This window comes from Clostridium disporicum (assembly GCF_001405015.1).
GTDB lineage: Bacteria > Bacillota > Clostridia > Clostridiales > Clostridiaceae > Clostridium > Clostridium disporicum_B.
The window spans coordinates 1-20278 of record NZ_CYZX01000028.1 but is presented as its reverse complement, the minus strand read 5'-3'; the positions used below and the strand labels follow the sequence as shown (position 1 = coordinate 20278).

At 27.7% G+C, this 20278-nt stretch carries 22 protein-coding genes; 17 read left to right on the top strand and 5 right to left on the bottom strand.

The window, feature by feature from the left end:
• From ARA56_RS14970 to ARA56_RS14955, 4 genes are all read left to right on the top strand, one after another.
• A complete protein-coding gene (locus ARA56_RS14970; protein WP_055268131.1) occupies positions 1 to 843 on the top strand; it encodes an urease accessory protein UreD in 843 nt (280 codons plus the stop codon).
• 49 nt (positions 844 to 892) lie between these two features.
• Complete coding sequence (locus ARA56_RS14965; protein WP_055268129.1) at positions 893 to 2098, top strand: ammonium transporter; 1206 nt, start codon at positions 893 to 895, stop codon at positions 2096 to 2098.
• A gap of 33 nt (positions 2099 to 2131) precedes the next feature.
• Positions 2132 to 2644 carry an AmiS/UreI family transporter gene (locus ARA56_RS14960; RefSeq protein WP_055268127.1) on the top strand — a complete coding sequence of 171 codons (513 nt, stop codon included), beginning with the start codon at positions 2132 to 2134 and terminating at the stop codon, positions 2642 to 2644.
• A gap of 297 nt (positions 2645 to 2941) precedes the next feature.
• Entirely contained in the window at positions 2942 to 4894 is a 1953-nt protein-coding gene (locus ARA56_RS14955; protein WP_055268125.1) for a YgiQ family radical SAM protein, read from the top strand.
• A 45-nt stretch (positions 4895 to 4939) separates the two neighbouring features.
• Here the strand turns inward: ARA56_RS14955 and ARA56_RS16860 are convergent, their stop codons facing one another.
• Entirely contained in the window at positions 4940 to 5098 is a 159-nt protein-coding gene (locus tag ARA56_RS16860; protein ID WP_172675781.1) for a hypothetical protein, read from the bottom strand.
• 135 nt (positions 5099 to 5233) lie between these two features.
• Here ARA56_RS16860 and ARA56_RS16855 point away from each other — a divergent pair, with 135 nt between their 5' ends.
• The 4 genes from ARA56_RS16855 to ARA56_RS14945 all read left to right on the top strand — a co-directional run bounded on the left by ARA56_RS16855 (position 5234) and on the right by ARA56_RS14945 (position 8140).
• Positions 5234 to 5389, top strand: a complete 156-nt coding sequence (locus ARA56_RS16855) for a hypothetical protein (protein WP_172675780.1) — start codon at positions 5234 to 5236, stop codon at positions 5387 to 5389.
• An 85-nt stretch (positions 5390 to 5474) separates the two neighbouring features.
• Positions 5475 to 5630 (top strand): hypothetical protein, encoded by a 156-nt coding sequence (locus ARA56_RS16850; RefSeq protein ID WP_172675779.1) that lies wholly within the window; start codon positions 5475 to 5477, stop codon positions 5628 to 5630.
• A 141-nt stretch (positions 5631 to 5771) separates the two neighbouring features.
• Positions 5772 to 7871 (top strand): sodium-translocating pyrophosphatase, encoded by a 2100-nt coding sequence (locus ARA56_RS14950; RefSeq protein WP_055268123.1) that lies wholly within the window; start codon positions 5772 to 5774, stop codon positions 7869 to 7871.
• Between the two features lie 65 nt (positions 7872 to 7936).
• A complete protein-coding gene (locus ARA56_RS14945; protein ID WP_055268121.1) occupies positions 7937 to 8140 on the top strand; it encodes a heavy-metal-associated domain-containing protein in 204 nt (67 codons plus the stop codon).
• Positions 8141 to 8173: 33 nt separating this feature from the next.
• On the opposite strand, the gene ARA56_RS14940 is transcribed toward ARA56_RS14945, so the two are convergent.
• A complete protein-coding gene (locus ARA56_RS14940) occupies positions 8174 to 9331 on the bottom strand; it encodes an amidase domain-containing protein (RefSeq protein WP_055268119.1) in 1158 nt (385 codons plus the stop codon).
• A gap of 153 nt (positions 9332 to 9484) precedes the next feature.
• Here ARA56_RS14940 and ARA56_RS14935 point away from each other — a divergent pair, with 153 nt between their 5' ends.
• The 5 genes from ARA56_RS14935 (at position 9485) to ARA56_RS14915 (ending at position 13181) form a co-directional block, all read left to right on the top strand.
• The gene (locus ARA56_RS14935; protein WP_055268117.1) at positions 9485 to 10435 is read left to right on the top strand and encodes a metallophosphoesterase; all 951 of its coding nucleotides are present in this window, start codon (positions 9485 to 9487) and stop codon (positions 10433 to 10435) included.
• A gap of 7 nt (positions 10436 to 10442) precedes the next feature.
• Positions 10443 to 11372: a dipeptidase gene (locus tag ARA56_RS14930; protein ID WP_055268115.1), complete on the top strand. Its 930-nt coding sequence runs from the start codon at positions 10443 to 10445 to the stop codon at positions 11370 to 11372.
• Between the two features lie 93 nt (positions 11373 to 11465).
• Positions 11466 to 12209, top strand: coding sequence for an elongation factor P 5-aminopentanone reductase (ymfI, locus tag ARA56_RS14925; protein WP_055268113.1), 744 nt, complete (start codon positions 11466 to 11468; stop codon positions 12207 to 12209).
• 31 nt (positions 12210 to 12240) lie between these two features.
• Positions 12241 to 12642, top strand: coding sequence for a hypothetical protein (locus ARA56_RS14920; protein WP_055268111.1), 402 nt, complete (start codon positions 12241 to 12243; stop codon positions 12640 to 12642).
• A 143-nt stretch (positions 12643 to 12785) separates the two neighbouring features.
• Positions 12786 to 13181, top strand: a complete 396-nt coding sequence (locus ARA56_RS14915) for a DUF2871 domain-containing protein (protein WP_055268109.1) — start codon at positions 12786 to 12788, stop codon at positions 13179 to 13181.
• 33 nt (positions 13182 to 13214) lie between these two features.
• Here the strand turns inward: ARA56_RS14915 and ARA56_RS14910 are convergent, their stop codons facing one another.
• Both ARA56_RS14910 and ARA56_RS14905 read right to left on the bottom strand, forming a co-directional pair.
• On the bottom strand, positions 13215 to 14717 hold the full coding sequence (locus ARA56_RS14910) for a HAMP domain-containing sensor histidine kinase (RefSeq protein ID WP_055268107.1): 1503 nt from the start codon (positions 14715 to 14717) through the stop codon (positions 13215 to 13217).
• Positions 14710 to 15393 carry a response regulator transcription factor gene (locus ARA56_RS14905; protein ID WP_055268105.1) on the bottom strand — a complete coding sequence of 228 codons (684 nt, stop codon included), beginning with the start codon at positions 15391 to 15393 and terminating at the stop codon, positions 14710 to 14712. The genes ARA56_RS14910 and ARA56_RS14905 overlap by 8 nt, the downstream gene beginning before the upstream one ends.
• A gap of 151 nt (positions 15394 to 15544) precedes the next feature.
• Between ARA56_RS14905 and ARA56_RS14900 the strand changes: the two genes are divergently transcribed.
• The 3 genes from ARA56_RS14900 to ARA56_RS14890 are packed head-to-tail and all read left to right on the top strand — an operon-like array spanning position 15545 to position 18517.
• Positions 15545 to 16786: a M16 family metallopeptidase gene (locus tag ARA56_RS14900; protein WP_055268103.1), complete on the top strand. Its 1242-nt coding sequence runs from the start codon at positions 15545 to 15547 to the stop codon at positions 16784 to 16786.
• Positions 16787 to 16799: 13 nt separating this feature from the next.
• Complete coding sequence (gene recX / locus ARA56_RS14895) at positions 16800 to 17435, top strand: recombination regulator RecX (protein WP_055268101.1); 636 nt, start codon at positions 16800 to 16802, stop codon at positions 17433 to 17435.
• 17 nt (positions 17436 to 17452) lie between these two features.
• Positions 17453 to 18517, top strand: coding sequence for a transglutaminase-like domain-containing protein (locus tag ARA56_RS14890; RefSeq protein WP_055268099.1), 1065 nt, complete (start codon positions 17453 to 17455; stop codon positions 18515 to 18517).
• A 13-nt stretch (positions 18518 to 18530) separates the two neighbouring features.
• Here ARA56_RS14890 and ARA56_RS14885 read toward each other — a convergent pair whose 3' ends face one another.
• Positions 18531 to 18884 (bottom strand): tetratricopeptide repeat protein, encoded by a 354-nt coding sequence (locus tag ARA56_RS14885; protein WP_055268097.1) that lies wholly within the window; start codon positions 18882 to 18884, stop codon positions 18531 to 18533.
• Positions 18885 to 19184: 300 nt separating this feature from the next.
• On the opposite strand from ARA56_RS14885, the gene ARA56_RS14880 reads away from it, so the two are divergent.
• Complete coding sequence (locus ARA56_RS14880; protein ID WP_055268095.1) at positions 19185 to 20132, top strand: carbohydrate kinase family protein; 948 nt, start codon at positions 19185 to 19187, stop codon at positions 20130 to 20132.
• The last annotated feature ends 146 nt before the right edge of the window (positions 20133 to 20278 follow it).

Below are 20278 nucleotides of genomic sequence, written 5' to 3'. Positions count from 1 at the left end.
ATGGAGCAGTTAGTAAAAAAAGAATATGCTGGTACTATTGAATTAGTATTAGAGCAAAAAGATAATAGAGTAATAACTACGAAAAAGTACTATGAAGGATTAGTAAAAGTATCTGCAAACATAAGAAATGATAGGGAAAGAATTCCAACATATTACTTGTTACAACTTGGTGGAGGATATATTGAAGGGGAAAAGTACAAAAATATATTTATCCTTAAAGATAATACTCGTGCAATAATAACTACACAAGCATCGACAAAAGTTTATAAGTGTGAGCATGGAGATAAGGTGTTACAAGAAACTACTATTGAGTTGGGGAAAAATAGTATTTTGGAATACATAGCTGATACAGTTATTTTATATAAAAATGCTATTTATAAACAAGTTAATAATATTTATTTAGATGAAAGTTCTACGCTTATTTATAGTGATGGTATTACTGCAGGATGGTCACCAGAAGGTGATAAATTTGCATATAGTAATGTTCAGCTAAAGAGTAATGTTTATATTAATAATAAAATAGTTTTATTAGATAATTTAATAGTTAATCCTAGAGAGAATGATGTAACTAAATTAGGCTTTTTTGAGGAGTATTTAAACTTTGGAACATTACTTATTATTAATAAAAATATTACTAGTAATGTTATTGAAGAATTAAGGAGAGAAGTGGAAAAACTCAATTTACCAATAGATTTTGGAATATCAGAATTAGAGGTAAATGGTTTTGTACTTAGAGTATTAGGTAACTTAACACAGCATATAGAGTCAGCCATGAGTGTTTGTCATAATTATATACGTAAAAACTTTCTAGGATCTAAGGATTTAGTTATGAGAAAAAACTAAGGATTATTATCTTAAAATAGCAAAAGATAAACTAAGAAGGAGTGATTTTATGATTATTCATGGCGATGTAGCATTTATAATTTTAGCTACAGCACTTGTTTTAATTATGACACCAGGATTAGCATTTTTTTATGGTGGATTGGTTGAAAGAAAAAATTCTTTAACTATTATGTTTCAAATATTTATTTCAATAGGAATTGTAACATTATTATGGGTATTTGGAGGATTTAGTTTAGTTTTTGGTGATGATATTGGTGGAGTTATTGGAAATCCTTTTCAATACTTTGCTTTTAAAGATATTACATATATGATTAATTTAAATTATAGCGATAATATACCATTTTTAATGTTTTTTATGTATCAATTAATGTTTGCCATAATAACAGCTCCTTTAATGACAGGAGCTTATGCAAATAGATTAACTGTAAGTGGATGGATTAAAATTTTAATAATTTGGATGATACTAGTTTACTTCCCTGTCGCTCACTGGGTATGGGGAGGAGGATTCTTAAGTAAGCTAGGATTTGTAGATTTTGCTGGTGGAGCGGTAATCCATATAACATCAGGATTTGGATGCTTAGGTGGAATATACGTTTTAGGTGAAAGAAAATACAAAAATGAGCATGGACCATTTAATTTAGGGTTAGTTGCAATTGGAGCTGCCTTGTTATTATTTGGTTGGTTTGGATTTAATGCAGGTGGAACTTTAGCAGCAGCTGAAACTGCAGCAATAGTATTTACAAATACAGCAATTGCAGGAGCCACAGGAATGATAGTTTGGGCAATTTTATATGCAATGCATAGTAAAAGAGCATCATTTTTAGAAATAATAATAGGTGCAGTTGCAGGTTTAGCAACAATAACACCAGCATCAGGATATGTAACCCCATTAAGTTCTGTATTAATTGGAGCAATTGCAGCAGTTGTATGTTTCTTCTGTGTTGAATTTGAAAGAAAAAAATGGGATGATGCTCTTGATGTATGGGGCGTTCATGGAATGGGTGGATTTATTGGTACATTATTAGTTGGTGTATTAGCTGATCCAAGAGTAAATGGGGTTTCAGCTGGTTTAAATCAATTTTTAATTCAATTATTAGGTTGTGGAATAATAATTGTTTATTCTGTTTTGATGACTTTCATTATATTCAAAGTAGTAGATAAGATTAAATCTATAAAAGTAAGTGATGAGATTCAATTAAAAGGATTAGATCAAGCGTTCTTTAAAGAAAATTATGAAACCAAGCCAGAACAATAATTGAAAAACCATAAAAAACATAGGAGGGAAAAAATGCTAGGAGTAGTTTTAATATATGTTGGAGTAGTTCTTATACTTAATGGAGTTGGAAGACTTTCTAATGTAGATGCAAAATCAGCATCAGTATTTAATGTATTTACTGGAATGCTATCATTTATATTAAATATTGTAGCAGTGATTCAAGGTAACTATTTTGCAGCTGGAACTGGATTGTTATTTGGTTTCACATATTTATATATCGCAGCAAGAGGTATATTTAATTTAGATGGTAGATTATACGGTTGGTATTGTTTATTCGTAGCAATAAATACAGTTCCATTAGCATTTATTGATGGATCAACATTAAAGTTTATTGATTTCACAATAGGAAATATATATTGGATATTTATATGGTTACTATGGGGATTACTATGGTTAACAGGCTTTATAGAATTAGTAATGAAAAAAGATTTAGGTAAATTTGTAGGATATTTATCAATTTTTGATGGTATATTTACTGCATGGATACCAGGATTTTTATTATTAATTAATATGTATCCTAAATAAAATTATATATTGGAAGAGGATTGTTACAGAAGTGTAGCAGTCTTTTTTTTGTAAGTTTTTATTTTTTATGATAAAAATTTATATCTTGTAAATAATTATATTTCACTTAATATAAAAGAGAAGATAGTATTATGTTAGAAAAAGTGTCTTATGGGGAAGAATATGTTAATAATAAATATTATGGTAATTTAATATGAAGTATTAACAAGAATAGAATTAGATGTTATATTAATAGATGTCGAATTAAAAAGAAATAATTTTTAATATAAATAAAAAGAAAATGAAAGATGTGATTAAATGGAGAATAAATTTTTACCTATAAGTAAAGAAGATATGATAGAAAGAGGCTGGGAACAGTGCGATTTTATTATAGTGACAGGAGATGCGTATGTAGATCATCATAGTTTTGGAACTGCTATAATTTCAAGAGTTTTAGAAAATGAGGGATATAAAGTAGGAATAATTCCTCAACCAGATTGGCATAGTACAGATGATTTTATGAAACTTGGAAGACCGCGTTTAGGATTCTTAGTAAATGCAGGTAATATGGATTCTATGGTTAATCATTATACTGTAAGTAAGAGATTAAGAGAAAAGGATCTATACTCTCCAGGTGGAAAAATGGGACTAAGACCAGATAGAGCTACAATAGTTTATTGTAATAAAATAAGAGAAGCTTACAAAAATATAAATATTTGTATTGGTGGAGTAGAAGCTAGTTTAAGAAGATTTGCTCATTATGATTATTGGGCTGATAAAGTAAGAAAATCTATTTTAACTGATAGTGGAGCAGATCTTTTAATTTATGGAATGAGTGAAAAACAAATTGTTGAAGTAGCAAGATGCTTAAATGAGGGATTTGATGCAAAATATATTAGACACGTACCAGGAACTTGCTATTTAGTAGATGACTTAGATGAAGTATATGAAGAACATATAGTTATTCCTTCATTTAAAGAAGTATCAACAGATAAAATAAAGTATTGTGAAGCTTTTAAAGTTACATATCAAGAACAAGATCCTATAAGAGGAAGAACTATAGTACAAGATCAAGGTGATAAATATTTAGTAGTAAATAAGCCAGAAGTTATATTAAATAGGGAAGAACTAGATGCAGTTTATGATCTTCCATTTACAAAACAATATCATCCATCATATGAAGAGGCAGGAGGAATTCCTGCTCTAGAAGAAGTTAAGTTTAGTATTATGAGTTCAAGAGGATGTTTTGGAAATTGCTCATTCTGTGCAATTACATTTCACCAAGGAAGAGCTGTTGAAAGTAGAAGTAAAGAGTCAATAGTAAAAGAAGCTAAAGAAATGACAGAGATGAAGGATTTTAAAGGGTATATACATGATGTTGGTGGACCAACAGCTAACTTTAGAAAACCAGCATGTAAACATCAGTTAACTATAGGTGCATGTAAAGTTAAGCAATGTCTAAGTCCAAGTCCATGTAAGAATCTAGAAGTAGATCACAAAGAATTTTTAGATGTTTTAAGATCTGTAAGAAAACTACCTAAAGTAAAAAAAGTTTTTGTACGATCTGGAATTAGATATGATTATGTTATGGCAGACAAAGATGATACATTCTTTAAGGAATTAGTAGAACATCACGTAAGCGGTCAGTTAAAAGTGGCACCTGAGCATGTATCAGAAGAAGTTTTAAAACATATGGGAAAACCTGCAGGAAAAACATATGAAGAATTTAGACAAAAATTCTTTAGAATTACTGAGAGATTAGGAAAGAAGCAATATATTATACCTTATTTAATGTCTAGTCATCCAGGAAGTACATTAAAAGAAGCTATAAAACTAGCAGAATATTTAAGAGATATTAAATATCAACCAGAACAAGTTCAAGATTTTTATCCAACACCAGGAACGTTATCAACAACTATGTTTTATACTGGATTAGATCCAATAACTATGAAAGAAGTATATGTTCCAAAAAGTAAAGAAGAAAAGGCTATGCAAAGAGCATTATTACAATTTAGTAAGCCTAAAAATTATAATATAGTTTATGATGCTTTAATGAAAGCTGGCAGAGAAGATTTAATTGGAAATGGGCCAAAATGCTTAATTAAATCAAAAGAGCAAAGATACAAAGAGGCACATGGTTTAGTGAGGAAAAAATCAAGTAATAACAATAAAAATAAAGAGTCTAATAATAGAAAAAATTCTAAAAATAGCTCAAAGCATAAAGGAAAAGATATTAGTAAAGGAAGAGAAAAATCTAAAAAGAGAAGATAATTAATAAAAAAGTTTACAGATTAAGTCTGTAAACTTTTTTTATAATTAATTTTTAATTGAACATAATTTACAAATATTTAATGTTTTCCCGTCTTCACCTTTTTTTGTCCATACTAGTTTTACTCTTTTTCTTCCACATACTGGACAAGTGCCCCTCCAACCAGGAATAGTTTTAATATACTTACCTCTTTTTTGTTTACTCATTTTTCCTCTCTCCTTTTTATTAACATTACATTACATTATATTAAGTAAAAGGAGATTTATGACTAAAATAACAAGGATAATTATTTTTAAAAATAGCAAAATAATAATGATAATACTTTTAAGGAGGAATGTAATATGCAAAGAAAAAAAATAGACATAGCTTTAGCAAATACTGTTGCAAAAAAGATGATAATAGATGGAGATCCTTGGGATGAAATAATGAGAGAAACTCACTTAAGACTTAAAGATCTTAAAAGAATTCAAAGAGATCAAATAGACACACATTTTTAATTTTATATACAACTTCCACTATTTATTTTTACCAATATGATTAACTATATACATATTAAGAGATGTTTTATAAAAGGAGGAAAATATGAAAAATAATAATAGAAGAGACTACACAAAAGATAATTATTTAAGGAATGGCACAAAAACTCAAAATCAATATGCTAAAAGTAGCTTTAATACTACTATAGAAGAACCAGAGTTAAATGAAAGTGGAGTAGAAGCTAAAAAAAGAGGTTTTTAAAATTTTAAAGTCCCTTAATTGGGACTTTTTAAACTTAAAATAAAAATATAATTTAAATTGACATAATAAAAAAATATATATTCTATAATAAAAATTCTTTTCATATTATTATATAAAAGAATTTTTAAAGGGAGAGTATATATGAATTTAGTAGTTTTTGCACCAGTAGGTGCTACACTGGCATTACTTTTTGCTGTATATTTTACTCGTATTATATTTAAGGTTGATGAAGGTACGGATAAGATGAAGTATATTGCGAATAGTATAAGAAGTGGAGCTAATGCATATCTAAAAAGACAATATAAAGGAGTATCCTATTTTTTTATAGGAATGTTTATAATTTTATTTATATTGGCTCAATTTAATTTTGTTTCAATCTTTGTTCCTTTTGCATTTATAACTGGAGGATTCTTTTCAGGTCTTAGTGGATATCTAGGAATGAAGATAGCAACTAATGCAAACTCAAGAACTGCAAATGCATGTAGTAAAAGTTTAAATAGTGGGTTGAGAGTTGCTTTTTCAAGTGGAGCAGTTATGGGCTTAGTTGTAGTTGGACTAGCATTATTAGATTTAAGTATTTGGTATTATATTTTAAATTGGTATTATAAAGCATTACCTATGGCAGAAAGAATAGGTTATATAACTTCATCTTTATTAACTTTTGGAATGGGTGCATCTTCTATGGCATTGTTTGCAAGAGTTGGTGGAGGAATATTTACTAAAGCTGCAGATGTAGGAGCAGATTTAGTAGGAAAGGTAGAGATAGGAATACCAGAAGATGATCCGAGAAATCCAGCAGTAATAGCTGACAATGTTGGGGATAATGTTGGGGACGTTGCAGGAATGGGAGCTGACCTTTATGAATCCTATGTTGGATCAATTGTATCTTCGTGTGCATTAGCTGTATCAGCAGGACTTTCTATAAATGGTGTAACAGTACCATTAGTAGTTGCATCTGTTGGTATTATTGCATCTATTATAGGAACGTTTTTTGTAAAATCTAAAGAAGATGTATCTCAGAAAGTATTGTTAGGTGCTTTAAGAAGGGGAGTATATTTTTCTTCAATAATAATAGCAATTGTTTCTTATTTTATAGTTGTAAATATTCTTGGAAAAGAACATATAGGAATATATTTTGCTATTTTAAGCGGACTAATAGCTGGACTATTAATAGGATTTTTTACTGAATATTTTACAAGTGATCATTATAAACCTACTAAATCTATAGCAAAGGCTTCTGAAACAGGACCAGCTACTGTTATAATAAATGGATTATCTGTAGGAATGTTATCTACTGCTTGCCCAGTAGTTATAGTAAGTATATCAATTTTAGTTAGTTATATTTGTGCAGGAGGATTAAATAATTTTAATCAAGGTCTTTATGGTATAGCTATATCGGCTGTAGGTATGTTATCTACTTTAGGTATAACATTAGCTACAGATGCATATGGACCTGTAGCTGATAATGCTGGTGGAATAGCAGAGATGGCAGGATTAGATAGAGAAGTTAGAAAGAGAACTGATGCATTAGATTCATTAGGGAATACAACAGCAGCAACTGGTAAAGGATTTGCTATTGGTTCAGCAGCTTTGACAGCATTAGCTTTTATAGCTGCCTATAAGGATTCAATAGAATCTTTAGTTATAAAAAACAATTTGGATTTTACATTTGATTTATCTATATTAAATCCTCAAGTTTTAATAGGTATTTTTATAGGTGGTGCAGTAACCTATGCATTTTCATCACTTACAATGAGTGCAGTAGGAAAAGCTGCAAGTAAGATTGTTGTTGAAGTAAGACGACAATTTAAAGAAATAAAAGGTCTTATGGAAGGTAAAGCAGAACCAGATTACGCATCATGTGTTGATATATGTACAAAGTCAGCATTACATGAGTTAGTTAAAATTGCAATAATAGCTGTAGCAACACCGCTAATAGTTGGATTGATTTTAGGACCAAATGGAGTTGCAGGATTGTTATGTGGTGCAACTGTATCAGGTTTTGTACTAGCTGTTATGATGTCAAACTCAGGTGGATCTTGGGATAATGCTAAAAAATATATTGAAGCAGGAAATTATGGAGGAAAAGGATCAGAATCTCATAAAGCAGCTGTTGTTGGTGATACAGTAGGTGATCCATTTAAAGATACGTCAGGACCAGCATTAAATATATTAATTAAGCTTATGTCAGTTGTTTCAATAGTATTTGGATTAGTAGTAGTAACATTCTCATTATTTTAATATTTATAATACTTTTCTATTTTGCTAATACTATTCTTGAGTAAAGTAAGAAAGGAGAAATAAGTATGGATATAGTACATTATAATGTTACTGGATTAATAAATAATTCCACTAAGACTCAAATAAAAAATGCATTAGACAAGATAGACGGTATTCAAGAGGTATGTGTTGATCTTGGTAGAAGTAGTATTGAAGTGGCCTTTAATGAAAGTGTTACTGAAGCAGAAGTAAGAAATTGTATTGAAGAAACAGGATTTTCAATAGAATAATAAAAAGAAAAGGAGCAACTTTTGCTCCTTTTTTTAATAATATACATCTATAAAGTGAAATCTTATATTTTTATTGCTCCATCCTAAATCATAAGGAACTAACAATCTATCTGTATTGTGACATGTAACTAAAGGGTAACCTTTAGAATCAAGTCCAGTTACTGTTGAGATATGAGTTATACGTCCTTTCTTTTCATAGGCTACTATATCACCAGGTCTTAATTGAAATGCTGATTTATATGTTTCTTGGTAGCTACCCTTAGCTATGTATGAGCCTCTTCCGCTACTTATAATATAATTTTTAAATCCTTGAGCATTTACCCAAGCTTTAGTTGCATCGCCTTTATTATAATTCCAATAATCATTTTTTTTGAAGCCACCACCTTCATAAAGAATTTGAGATGCAAAGTTTGCACAATCGCCACCTTCAGGATTAAAATTTCTGTAATTAGGATTATACTTAAATAAAAACTCTTCATTATCTGAAACTCCGCAATATGTATGTGCATAGTCTATGGCTTTTTGACAACGTTCATTAATGGTAAACTCAGGTTTTTTGCAAGATAATATATAATCTTTTATTTCATCAGATTTAATATTTTCAAGATTTAAAGAATCAGCTAACGGATCTGTATACCATTCCTTTGTTATTATATAACGGTCTCCTTCTTTTCGTAAATTTAAATAATGATAAGTTCCAAGCTTAAATCTGTTTTGTTCAGATGGGGAGTCTAGATAATTATAGTAGAATTCAGTAGATACATAACATATTACTCCAAAAAGGTTAGGTTCTTTTTCTTTTACTTTTTTAACCTTTAAGATCGAATTGATTCTATCGAATTTTGCTCCTTGTTTCTCAGACCAATTTGAAAAATATTGAATTTTTGTAGTTTCATTTTCATATGCCCATTGCCCAACTTTTTTAGTTAAGTCGTAAAAGTTTTTTAAACCTTCAGTATCTTTAGATAATATAGCAGAATTTCTATTTAAAAATAAGTTTTCTAATAAAGCTTGAAATTGATTTTTTAATTCTTCAGAATTATCTGTATTATTTTTTAAATCTAATATTTCCTCTTTCATAACAGTTAACTCATCTTTAGATAATGGGGTGGCAAAACAAATAGTATTAATATTATAAATTGCTAGGAAAAGAACTAATATAATCTTAAGACTAAAGCTATTATGATACACATCTAGTCCTCCTTTTTTAAAAACGAAATTATGATAATAGTTTGCTCTAATTTGTTTTTTTATATGTAGTAATAATTTTTATATGTTTTTTTAAATAACCTTTAAAGAAAATTTTACATAGGATATAAAAAGAAATTTTATGAAGGGTTATTTATGAAAAACAAATTAGACTATTTATATGATAATGCTTTTACTATACCTTTTGATGATTCATCAAAATTAGTATTTATATCAGATGTTCATAGGGGTGATGGAACGTATTTTGACTCATTATTACCTAATGCTAATATATATATTACTGCTTTAAAATATTATTTAAGAAATGGATATACTTATATTGAAGTTGGAGATGGAGATGAATTATGGAAGAATAAAAATTTTAATGAAATAGCATATACATATGAAGAAGTATTTAAAATATTTAATAAATATAAGAAGAAAGATAATATTTATATAATTTATGGTAATCATGATATAATTAAAAGAAATAAAAAATTTAAGGATATTCAAGAGAATGCATTAAAGAAAATTGGTGCTGACTATGGAAGAGAATTTTTAAAATTTATAGAGGATATAGAATTTTATCCAGGATTGAATATGTTATATACACCATTAAATGAAAAGTTTTTAGTTACTCATGGGAATCAAATGGATTTTGGCAATAATGAATTGTGGTTTGTAAGTAGATTTTTGGTAAGATATATTTGGAAATTTTTATTTGGAATCGCAGGGTTTAGAGATCCTTCAAGCTCAGCTAAAAATAAGACAAGAAGGACAAGAGTAGATTTAGAACTACAAAATTGGGCTAGAGATAATGGGAAGATGTTATTGTGTGGACATACACATAATAGTAGATTTCCAGGTGAATTTGAACCACCATATTTTAATGATGGATGCTGTATATTACCTTATGCAATGACATCTATAGAGGTAGAAGGAGGAGATATAGCATTAATAAAATGGAGTGTTGATGCTCAAGATTCAGGAGTATTATGGGTAAAAAGAAAGATTATTGGTGGGCCAAGAAAGATTTCCACATTTTTATTATGGGCTAAGGAAGAAAGATTACGAGTTAATAGAGAAAATAATAAGAAAAAGAGGTAAGGGGATAATGATAGATTTACATTGTGATACAGCTGCTAGATTATATTATGAAGGTGGTAAATTAAGTGAAAATAAATATTCTGTAGATATAATGAAGTTAAAAAAAGGTGGAGTTAATGCACAAGTTTTCGCTAATTTTATAGATATGAACAATTGTAGAAATCCTTATGAGGAATTTCTGAATATGTATAATAACTTTTTAAAAGAATTAGATGAAAATAAGGAAAGTATTAATATAGTAACTAATATAAAAGAGTTAGAAAAGGTCAATAATGAAGGAAGAATAGGGGCATTTTTATCAATAGAAGAGGGGGAAGTTCTAGAAGGAAAAGTTGAGAGAGTAAAAAAAATATATGATTTAGGAATTAGAATAATTACCTTAACATGGAATTTTCCTAATAAAATAGGATATCCTAATATAGATTTTCTTTATAAAGATAAAGGCTTAACCCCGTGTGGTAGAGAAATTGTAGCTGAAATGGAGAGAGTTGGAATAATTCCAGATGTATCACATTTATCTGATAAAGGTTTTTTTGATGTATTAGAAATATGTAAGAAACCTTTTATTGCATCACATTCAAATGCAAGAGAAATAAAAAATCACCCTAGAAATCTTACAGATAATATGATAAGAAAATTATCTGAAAGAGGAGGTGTAATGGGAATGAACTTCTGTAGCAATTTTTTAGGTGAATATGAGATATCAAGGTTAGATGATATAGTTAGACATATTGATTATATAAAAAATGTTGGTGGTATAGACGTAATTGCTATAGGAAGTGATTTTGACGGAATTAGCAACAAGGTGGAGATTGAAGATATTAGTAAAATGGATATGCTAGCATATAGGTTAAAAGATAAAGGATACAAAGAAAGTGAAATTGATAAAATATTTAGTAAAAATGCATTAAGAGTATTTAATGAAGTATTGAGATAAAAAGATATTTTTATAAGAATTTACTTTATATTTCATTAATAGTAAAATAAACTTGAAATTAAAGTATAAAACTAAAAGACGGTGATAAATTTTATGGGAAAACTAACAGGAAAAGTTGCACTTGTTACTGGTGCATCAAGAGGTATTGGGAGAGCTATAGCTCTTGAATTAAGCAAGCAGGGGGCAAGTATAGCAATTAATTTTTCTAAGGATGTAGAAGGAGCAGAGAGTACATTAGAGGAAATAATATCTAATGGTGGATATGGAAAGTTATACAAAAAAGATATTTCGAGTGCTATAAATTGTAAAGAATTAATCCAAGATGTTGTAAGTACATTTGGTAAAATAGATATATTAATAAACAATGCAGGAATATCAAAAGTTGGATTATTTATGGATTTTGAAGATGATAGCATTGAAAAGTTGATAAATACGAATTTATTAGGTGCTATGTATTTATCAAAATATGCAATAGCTAATATGATTTCAAGGGGAAGTGGAAATATAATTAATATTTCTTCAATTTGGGGAGATGTTGGAGCATCTTGTGAGGTGGTATATTCAGCATCAAAAGGTGGTATAAATTTATTCACTAAAGCATTAGCTAAAGAGGTAGCATCATTTGGAATAAGGGTTAATGCTATAGCACCTGGGGTAATAAATACAGATATGAATAATTTCTTAGATGAAGATGAAAAGAGTGATTTAATAAATGAAATTCCTCAAGGGCGTTTTGGTGAATGTGATGAAATTGCAAAAGCTGTATCTTTTTTATGTGATGATAGCTGCAAATACCTAACAGGTCAAATAATAAGAATAGATGGTGGAATAATATAAATAATATTTTAGGTTAAGATGGTGGAAACAGATGATAAAGGTTAAAATAGATAAAAATAAAAGGGGAGAACCTATATTTAAATTAGGATACAAAGAATTAGATGATAAAGAGTTAAGATTTTTAAAAAGGGCAATAATGGAGGGAAAAGAAATAAAAGGTATGTTCAAATATGAAATACCATTAAGATTTTTTATTCCTATTTTTAATAATATTGATAAAGATAATATTAAAGTAGATAGGTATAGTAAAGTTGAGTTTTTAGAGTTTTCTGATTTTTATGATGAAAAATATTTTTACTCCTTTGAAGTTACTCCTAAGTATATGAAAAAATGGAGAGAGGAAGGTTGTCCTAATATATTCAAAATTCAAATAGATAAAGATTCTATGGAAATTAAGAAGGAAATAATATTTAAAAAGATAAGCAGAATTTAAAGGAAGCTAGTATAGCTTCTTTTTTTATGTTAAAATTAAAAAAAATAGTTTTTATGCAAACTATTTTTGCTGAAAGTATTGATAAGATAGTCTAATTATAATAATATATATTTCTAGAGAAAAATTATTAGTTGGAGGTTGTTATGAAAAAGTATGTAAATTTATCAATTTTTTATTTAGTATTAGGATTAGTATTTGGGGTATTTTTTAGAGAGTTTACTAAACTTAATGGTTTTATAGGTATAACGACGTTAAGTGCATTACATGGACATGCATTAATATTAGGATTTATATTCTTTTTAATAGTCCTTATATTAGATAAGTTATTTGAAATATCAAAAGCTAAAGCATATAAAGGATGGTTAATAGCTTATAATGTTTCATTAGTATTTATGTTAATAACATTATTAGTTAGAGGTATTTTACAGGTTAATGGAAGTGATTTTGCTGGATTAAGTCATATTGCAGGATTAGCTCATACTATGTTAGGATTATCATTTATTTGGTTTGCAACTATATTATATAAAAAGGTAAAATAAAGATAAGCTGTGGCATTTGCCACAGCTTATTTTTTAATCATCAATATCTGTAGATTTAGGCAGTGTGAATTTAAATAGTACACCATTAGAAGTGTTAGATATTGAATAAATGCTATTGTGAATATCAAGTATTCTTTTAACTATAGATAGGCCTAATCCATAGCTTTTTTTTGTTCTATCACCAGATTTATCTAGTCTATAAAATTTTGCAAATATATTTTCTAATTCTTTTTCAGGTATATTTACTCCTGTATTTTCTATGTTTATTGTAAAATTATCATTTTCTTCTAATACAGAAATATTTATATTACTTCCTTCGGGAGAGTACTTTATTCCATTTGTAATTATATTTTGTATGACTTGCTCAATTTTTAGTATATCTCCAGTTACATAAGCATATGGTGGAATTGTTATAAAGTTAGCAGTTATTTTTTTATTACTTAGTTCTAAGGAGAATTTTTTAATCATTCCTTGTAGTAATCTTACAATATTAAAATCTTCTAAGGTTAATGTTGCATTATCAGTTTCCAGTCTAGAAAGATCTAACATACTGTTTAATAAAGAATTCATTTTATTAGCTTCATCAATTATAGTTTCTAAATATATTTTTCTATCTTCTCCAGTTACGATATCATCCTTTAATCCTTCTGCATATCCACTTATTATTCCTATTGGAGTTTTCAAGTCATGACTAACGCTAGTAACGAAATCTTTTCTCATATTTTCAAGATTACGTTCTCGTTCTATTTCATTTTCAAGTTTTAAGTTTTTATCTTTTAAGTCATCTAAGGCATTTTCAAGATTACTTGAAAGAAAGTTTAATGTTTTAGCTAAACTACCAATTTCATCTTGTGAGGTTACATCACATTTTGCATTAAAGTCTAGGTTAGACATCTTTGTGGCAACTCTATTAATTTTTATTAAAGGCTTACTGATTAATTTAGCGTATATATTTGAAAGAATTATAGCAACAAATAATATACAAATTAATAGATAAAAATAAAAGCTTTTAATAACAGAAGCAGCTTCTTGGATTGGTTGTATTGATGAAACCGAAATTATAATGGAATCATTAAAATTTTGAAGTGACATAGGAGAAACAACTCCTATTTTTTTATTATCGCTACTTTTATCAGTAAAAATTGTCCATTCAACGGTATCGTGAGTTAAAACCCTATCAATGAGTTCACGATTTGATAGTAGGTCTGCACAAAAAGCTGTTAAAGCTGTATAATCATCCATACCACCTTCGTAGTTTGTTAAATATTTAAGCTTACCATCAAGGGAGAAGATAGCCATTTTGGAGTTGTTAGATTCTTCGTAAGAGCTTAGAGCATTATAAAGAGTATTTTTATTAACTAATTGATATGAGTACATAGTTCTAAAGGTATTAACTTCATTTTTTAAATCTTTAACTTTTTTCTCTAGATAAAAATCTTCAAAGAAAAGCAGTTGAACTACCATGTTAATAATAAATACTGATAAAATTAAACTAAAAGTTATTGTAAATAATTTTTTTGAGATGCTCTTATTCATGATTTACCTCAAATTTATAGCCACTACCTCTTACAGTAATTATGTAGTTTGCTTTAGAACCTAACTTTTCTCTTAAACGCTTTACGTTAGTATCAACAGTTCGAAGATCGCCATAATAATCTATTCCCCAGACGTTATCTAATATTGTATCCCTAGTTAATGAGATTCCTATGTTATCTGTTAGATACACTAATAGTTCAAATTCTTTAGGTGATAGATTTAAGGTTGTACCATCTACCTTAACTTCATGAGCAAGTTTGTTTATACTTAATCCTTTGAAATCTTTAGCTGATGAAAAAGAAGTGACTCCGTCAGAAGTTCTTTTAAGTAAAGCCTTAACTTTAGCTATTAAAACTTTTGGTGAGAAAGGCTTAGTTATATAATCATCTGCTCCAAGTTCATATCCAAAAAGCTTATCTTCTTCTTGAGATTTAGCAGTTAATAAAATTATTGGTACATTAGAAACATTACGAATAGTTTCTAATACAGTAATTCCATCAACTCTAGGCATCATTATGTCTAATAAAATTAAATCTATGTTGTTGTTTTGAAAGGTATTAATCCCTTCGTCACCATCAGCAGCTTCAATTACATTAAATCCATCTTTTTTTAAATAGTCTCTAAGTAAAATTCTAATTCGTATTTCATCTTCTATAATTAAAATATTTCTTTCCATATATACTCCTTGTAAAGTTTTTTATTAAATATAATTATAGACTAAAGTAATATAATTATAAACTATGTTATTATTATTATTGTAATTAATTATTAAACATATTATAGTATTATACTAGAACATTAATTGGAGATGGGAGAGGCAATAGAGAATGATTAAGCTGAATTTTGACGTGAAAAAACATCTATTACCTAATGGGTTAGAGATATTAACAATAAAAAAAGATACACAGATATCATCTGTAAATATAGGGATAAAAGTTGGAGCACTATATGAGAAAGTAAGTGAAAAAGGAATTTCTCACTTTATTGAACATATGATTTTTAAAGGAACAAATAAAAGAAGCTTTCAACTATTAAATGATGAGTTAGAAGCTTTAGGGGGAGAGTATAATGCATATACTGATTTTACTTCTACTGTTTACTCTATAAGTTGTTTAGAGGAAGAATTGAAAAATGGTATAGAGATTTTAGCAGATATGGTTACTTCATCAATATTCCTTCAAGAAGAAATTGAAAAGGAAAGAGGAGTAATATTAGCAGAAATTAGAACAAGTAAAGATAGTGTTGAAGATTTAAGTTTTAAGAGAGCTAATGAAGTAGCATTTAAAAAAGGCCCTCTTAGATATGATGTTGCTGGAATGGAGAAAAATGTAAAAAGATTTAATCATAAAGATTTATATACTTTTTATAAAAAACATTATGTAGCTAATAATTCTGTTATTACAATAGTATCATCATATGAACATGAAGAGGCTCTTAAAATGATACAAGATCAATTTGGAAGTTGGAATAGCGGAGAAGTAAAGTTATTAAAAGTTAAAGACGAAAAAAATATAAATACTAAAGAAGTTACTGTAAAAGAGAATATTGAATTAAATACTATTATATATCTTTATACATTTTATGATTTAGATAAAGAATATGAATTACCATTAAGAATTTTAAATCATAGATTAGGAGAAAGTTCAAATTCTTTATTATTTAGAGAGATAAGAGAGAATAGAGGGTTAGCTTATGATATATACTCGCATCTTGATGTAACCAAACATGTGAAAACATTGTATATATATACAGCTGTAGATGAAGAAGATATAGATAGTGCAATAGAAGCTATTGATGAGACTTTAGCTGGAATAAAAATGGGCAAAATTGAGATTGGTGAAAAAGATTTAAATATAATGAAAAAGGTTCATAAAACTGCTGTAGTGTCAACGTTAGAGGATCCAGTGGAATTATGTAGCTATATTTTAACTCAAAGAGTTGAGGGTGAGGATATATTTGAATTTTTAGATGATATGGATAGTTTAAATAATATAACTAAGGATAAAATTTATGATGTGGCAAATAAAGTATTAAATAATCCTACTATTCATATACTAAAGTCTTCATAAGGTGGCAATAATAATGAATATAATAACTAAAATAGAGATTGGTAAGCGTAATAAAGAGAGAGTTAATATATATATAGATGATGAATTTGCATTTTCATTAAGTGCAGAAATAGTATATAAAGAAAACTTGGCTCCTAAACAAGTTATTGATGTTGAGAAGCTTACAAGATTAGCAAGAGAAGATGAATTTATGAAATGTAAAAGCTCCGCTCTTAAAATAGTTGAAAGAAGCTACAAAACTGAAAAAGAAATATTTAATAAGTTGATTACAAAAGAATATAGTAAAGAATCTATAAATAGAACGATAGAATTTTTAAGAGAATATAATCTTATAAATGATAGAAACTACGTTAAAATGTATGTGAAAGACAAATTAAAGAGCCAAGGCAAAAATAAGATTAAGTATAATCTTAAAAGAAAAGGAATCTCTGATGAATTAATAATTGAAGAGCTTTCTAAAATAGATGATGAGGATTCTAAAAATGGAGCAATAATTTTAGCACAAAAGAAATATAATGAGTTAAAGAGAAGAGAAAGTGATCAATATAAACTATCACAAAAATTATACAGATTTCTTATAAGCAAAGGATACAATTATGACCTAGCATCTGATGTTATGAAAGAGGTTATAAAAAAGGATGAGTATTAATTAAAGGAGTATTCTTTATGGAGGAACTTATAGCATACACCATATGCTTTGCTTTTATTTTATTTGGAATTAAAGAAAGTATAAATCTACTAAATACACATAAAAATATTAAATATCCTATAAATAGAACATTATATTATTTATCAATTTTACTATCATTTTTAATAATTAATAGTAATTTGAATACTATTTTAGCGGATATAATTAAAATAAGTTCTAATTATTTTGCTTTTTATACTATTAGGAATGAGCTGATTAGGATTCTTTTATTGGTTTTGATATATTTTATTGTTCATTTTATAATTTATACACTTTTAAAGTTTGTAGTTAAATTATTATACCTATATAAAATATCACAAAAAAAAATTTCGATATTTATATCAGGCATATTAGGTGGAATAAAAGGAATTATTGTTACATTGATAATGTTTATAGGTATTGTAATATTTAACGTGACAATTGGTAGAAATTTTCCTATAAATATTTTTTCGAATATTAGTGGATATAGTATGATTTATGATACTATAAGTCAAAACTTTAATAGTAGTAATTCAAAAATAATATATAGTGATGAAAATAAGTATATACCTACTTCTAATGTGCTAATTTATTATAATGGTGTAACTTTAGAAGATGGTGTTAAGTCAAATAATGAAATAAATAATAAGGCTATTGAAATTACTAAGTATAAAGAAAGTGATTTAGAAAAAGCAAAAAGCTTATATGTATGGATAGGAAGTAATATAGAATATGACTTTGACAAAGCATATAAAACTTTAAATAATGAAAGTAGTGGGAATAGTGGAGCAACAGAAGCTTGGATAACAAGGAAAGGTATATGTTTTGACTATGCATGCCTTTATGTTGCTATGGCAAGGGCTGTTGATTTGAAAGTTAGATTAGTTACTGGTAGTGCATATGATGGAACACAATATGGACCTCATGCATGGAATGAAGTATATTTAGAAAAAGAAGAACGATGGGTGCCTATAGATCCAACATTTTATATGGCAGGAAATTATTTTGATAATAGTAATTTCTATGACGATCATATAAAAGAAATGATAGCAGGAGAATGGTAAAAGCGCTTTAATATTAAAGCGCTTTTTTATTAGCCATAATTAAATTAATTGCTTTTTCACAATCCTTATCTGTACTATCTAAAGACCATGCTCTGTTAAAGTATATTAAAGCTTTATTAGTATCTTCTTTCATAGCATAACAGTATGCTAAATTAAAGAAGTATTTGCTTTCTTTTTGAATAGAAAGTGCGTTTTTTATCATATCTATAGCAGCGTTAAAATTTTTTAGTTTTATAAAGCATACGCCAGCATTATAATAAGCACAAGCTGTATTTTCTTTAGTTTCAATAGATTTTTTATATAAATCTATTGCCTTATTATATTCTTTTAAATTATAAAGTTTATTCGCTTCACTAAAATAATCCATATGGACCTCCTGTACATATATATACCATTATTATAATTATTGGCATTATAGATGGTTATTATTCACATAAGATATATTATTAATAATATTTATTTTCAAGATTATTACTATTTTATTTAATTAATATTGTTAGTTTCTTAAAAAGAAAGTGTAAAAATTCATAAAAAGCCAATAAATACAACAAAAAGAGAAGCTGAACTAAAAATATCGACAAAATTTTATTTTTTCCTTTATTTTTTTTAGTCTCTTTAATATAATATATTTATCACTCAAAATCGGAGAAAATGTAGCAGGAGAGATATGATGATAGGAAATGATAAGTATATTTTAGTAGTAGGAGCATCAATAGTAGATATAATCGGATTTGGAAAAAAGGAATATAGTCCTAAAGATTCAATTCCAGGATGCATTAAAGTATCCTTAGGTGGGGTATGTAGAAATATAGCTGAGAATTTAGCAAGAGTAGGAGTAAATACAGAATTTATTTCTATTGTAGGTGATGATAGTAATGGAAGAAGCATATTAGAACATTCTAAAAGAATTGGTTATAGAATGGATAATTCATTAGTTTTAAAAGATGGATGCACTCCAACTTATATGGCAATTTTAAACACTGAAGGTGAGATGGAATCAGCCATAGTAGATATGGAAAGCTTAAATAAAATGGATGAAGCTTTTGTAGATTCTAAGGCTGAGATATTTGAAAATGCTGAATATACTGTTGTAGATTCAGATAATCCTATGCTGTTAGAGTACATGCTTAAAAAGTATAAAGGAAAGACTAAATTTGTATTAGACCCTGTTTCAGCAAATAAAGCGAAAAAAATTGGTCATTTAGTAAAGTATTTCCACACGGTAAAACCTAATAGATTTGAGGCTGAGGCTTTATGTGGTTTTAAAATTGATACTGATGATGATTTAAAAAGGGCAGCAAGGTATTTTCTAGATCAAGGAGTTGAAAATGTATTTATAAGCTTAGATGCTGATGGAATATATTATTTAACAAAAAATGAAGAAGGTAGACTTGCATGTGGTGACAAAGTTGATGTAAAGAATGTTACAGGAGCAGGAGATTCATTTGTTGCAGGATTAGGTTATGGATATATGAACAAGTTTTCAACCATAGATACTCTTAAGTATGCTATAGCCATGTCTATAGTAACAATTACTCATGAGGAAACTATAAATCCTCATATGAGTCATGAATATGTTGAAGAATACATAAATAAAATTAATTGGGTAGAATAAAAATTATTGTAATATGTTTGTATAATAATTTTATAAGATACGTTAAAAAGGGGCTGTATCAAAAAAAATTTGATATTTGCCGATAAAGAAAAGGAAGTTCGAATTTGAACTTCCTTTTTTGCGCATAGTAATAATATGAAAAACTT

Excerpts from the sequence above, each read along its gene's own strand:
- ARA56_RS14970 (WP_055268131.1), top strand. The coding sequence starts at position 1 with ATGGAGCAGTTAGTAAAAAAAGAATATGCTGGTACTATTGAATTAGTA.
- ARA56_RS14965 (WP_055268129.1), top strand. The coding sequence starts at position 893 with ATGATTATTCATGGCGATGTAGCATTTATAATTTTAGCTACAGCACTT.
- ARA56_RS14960 (WP_055268127.1), top strand. The coding sequence starts at position 2,132 with ATGCTAGGAGTAGTTTTAATATATGTTGGAGTAGTTCTTATACTTAAT.
- ARA56_RS14955 (WP_055268125.1), top strand. The coding sequence starts at position 2,942 with ATGGAGAATAAATTTTTACCTATAAGTAAAGAAGATATGATAGAAAGA.
- ARA56_RS16860 (WP_172675781.1), bottom strand. The coding sequence starts at position 5,098 with ATGAGTAAACAAAAAAGAGGTAAGTATATTAAAACTATTCCTGGTTGG.
- ARA56_RS16855 (WP_172675780.1), top strand. The coding sequence starts at position 5,234 with ATGCAAAGAAAAAAAATAGACATAGCTTTAGCAAATACTGTTGCAAAA.
- ARA56_RS16850 (WP_172675779.1), top strand. The coding sequence starts at position 5,475 with ATGAAAAATAATAATAGAAGAGACTACACAAAAGATAATTATTTAAGG.
- ARA56_RS14950 (WP_055268123.1), top strand. The coding sequence starts at position 5,772 with ATGAATTTAGTAGTTTTTGCACCAGTAGGTGCTACACTGGCATTACTT.
- ARA56_RS14945 (WP_055268121.1), top strand. The coding sequence starts at position 7,937 with ATGGATATAGTACATTATAATGTTACTGGATTAATAAATAATTCCACT.
- ARA56_RS14935 (WP_055268117.1), top strand. The coding sequence starts at position 9,485 with ATGAAAAACAAATTAGACTATTTATATGATAATGCTTTTACTATACCT.
- ARA56_RS14930 (WP_055268115.1), top strand. The coding sequence starts at position 10,443 with ATGATAGATTTACATTGTGATACAGCTGCTAGATTATATTATGAAGGT.
- ymfI (WP_055268113.1), top strand. The coding sequence starts at position 11,466 with ATGGGAAAACTAACAGGAAAAGTTGCACTTGTTACTGGTGCATCAAGA.
- ARA56_RS14920 (WP_055268111.1), top strand. The coding sequence starts at position 12,241 with ATGATAAAGGTTAAAATAGATAAAAATAAAAGGGGAGAACCTATATTT.
- ARA56_RS14915 (WP_055268109.1), top strand. The coding sequence starts at position 12,786 with ATGAAAAAGTATGTAAATTTATCAATTTTTTATTTAGTATTAGGATTA.
- ARA56_RS14910 (WP_055268107.1), bottom strand. The coding sequence starts at position 14,717 with ATGAATAAGAGCATCTCAAAAAAATTATTTACAATAACTTTTAGTTTA.
- ARA56_RS14905 (WP_055268105.1), bottom strand. The coding sequence starts at position 15,393 with ATGGAAAGAAATATTTTAATTATAGAAGATGAAATACGAATTAGAATT.
- ARA56_RS14900 (WP_055268103.1), top strand. The coding sequence starts at position 15,545 with ATGATTAAGCTGAATTTTGACGTGAAAAAACATCTATTACCTAATGGG.
- recX (WP_055268101.1), top strand. The coding sequence starts at position 16,800 with ATGAATATAATAACTAAAATAGAGATTGGTAAGCGTAATAAAGAGAGA.
- ARA56_RS14890 (WP_055268099.1), top strand. The coding sequence starts at position 17,453 with ATGGAGGAACTTATAGCATACACCATATGCTTTGCTTTTATTTTATTT.
- ARA56_RS14885 (WP_055268097.1), bottom strand. The coding sequence starts at position 18,884 with ATGGATTATTTTAGTGAAGCGAATAAACTTTATAATTTAAAAGAATAT.
- ARA56_RS14880 (WP_055268095.1), top strand. The coding sequence starts at position 19,185 with ATGATGATAGGAAATGATAAGTATATTTTAGTAGTAGGAGCATCAATA.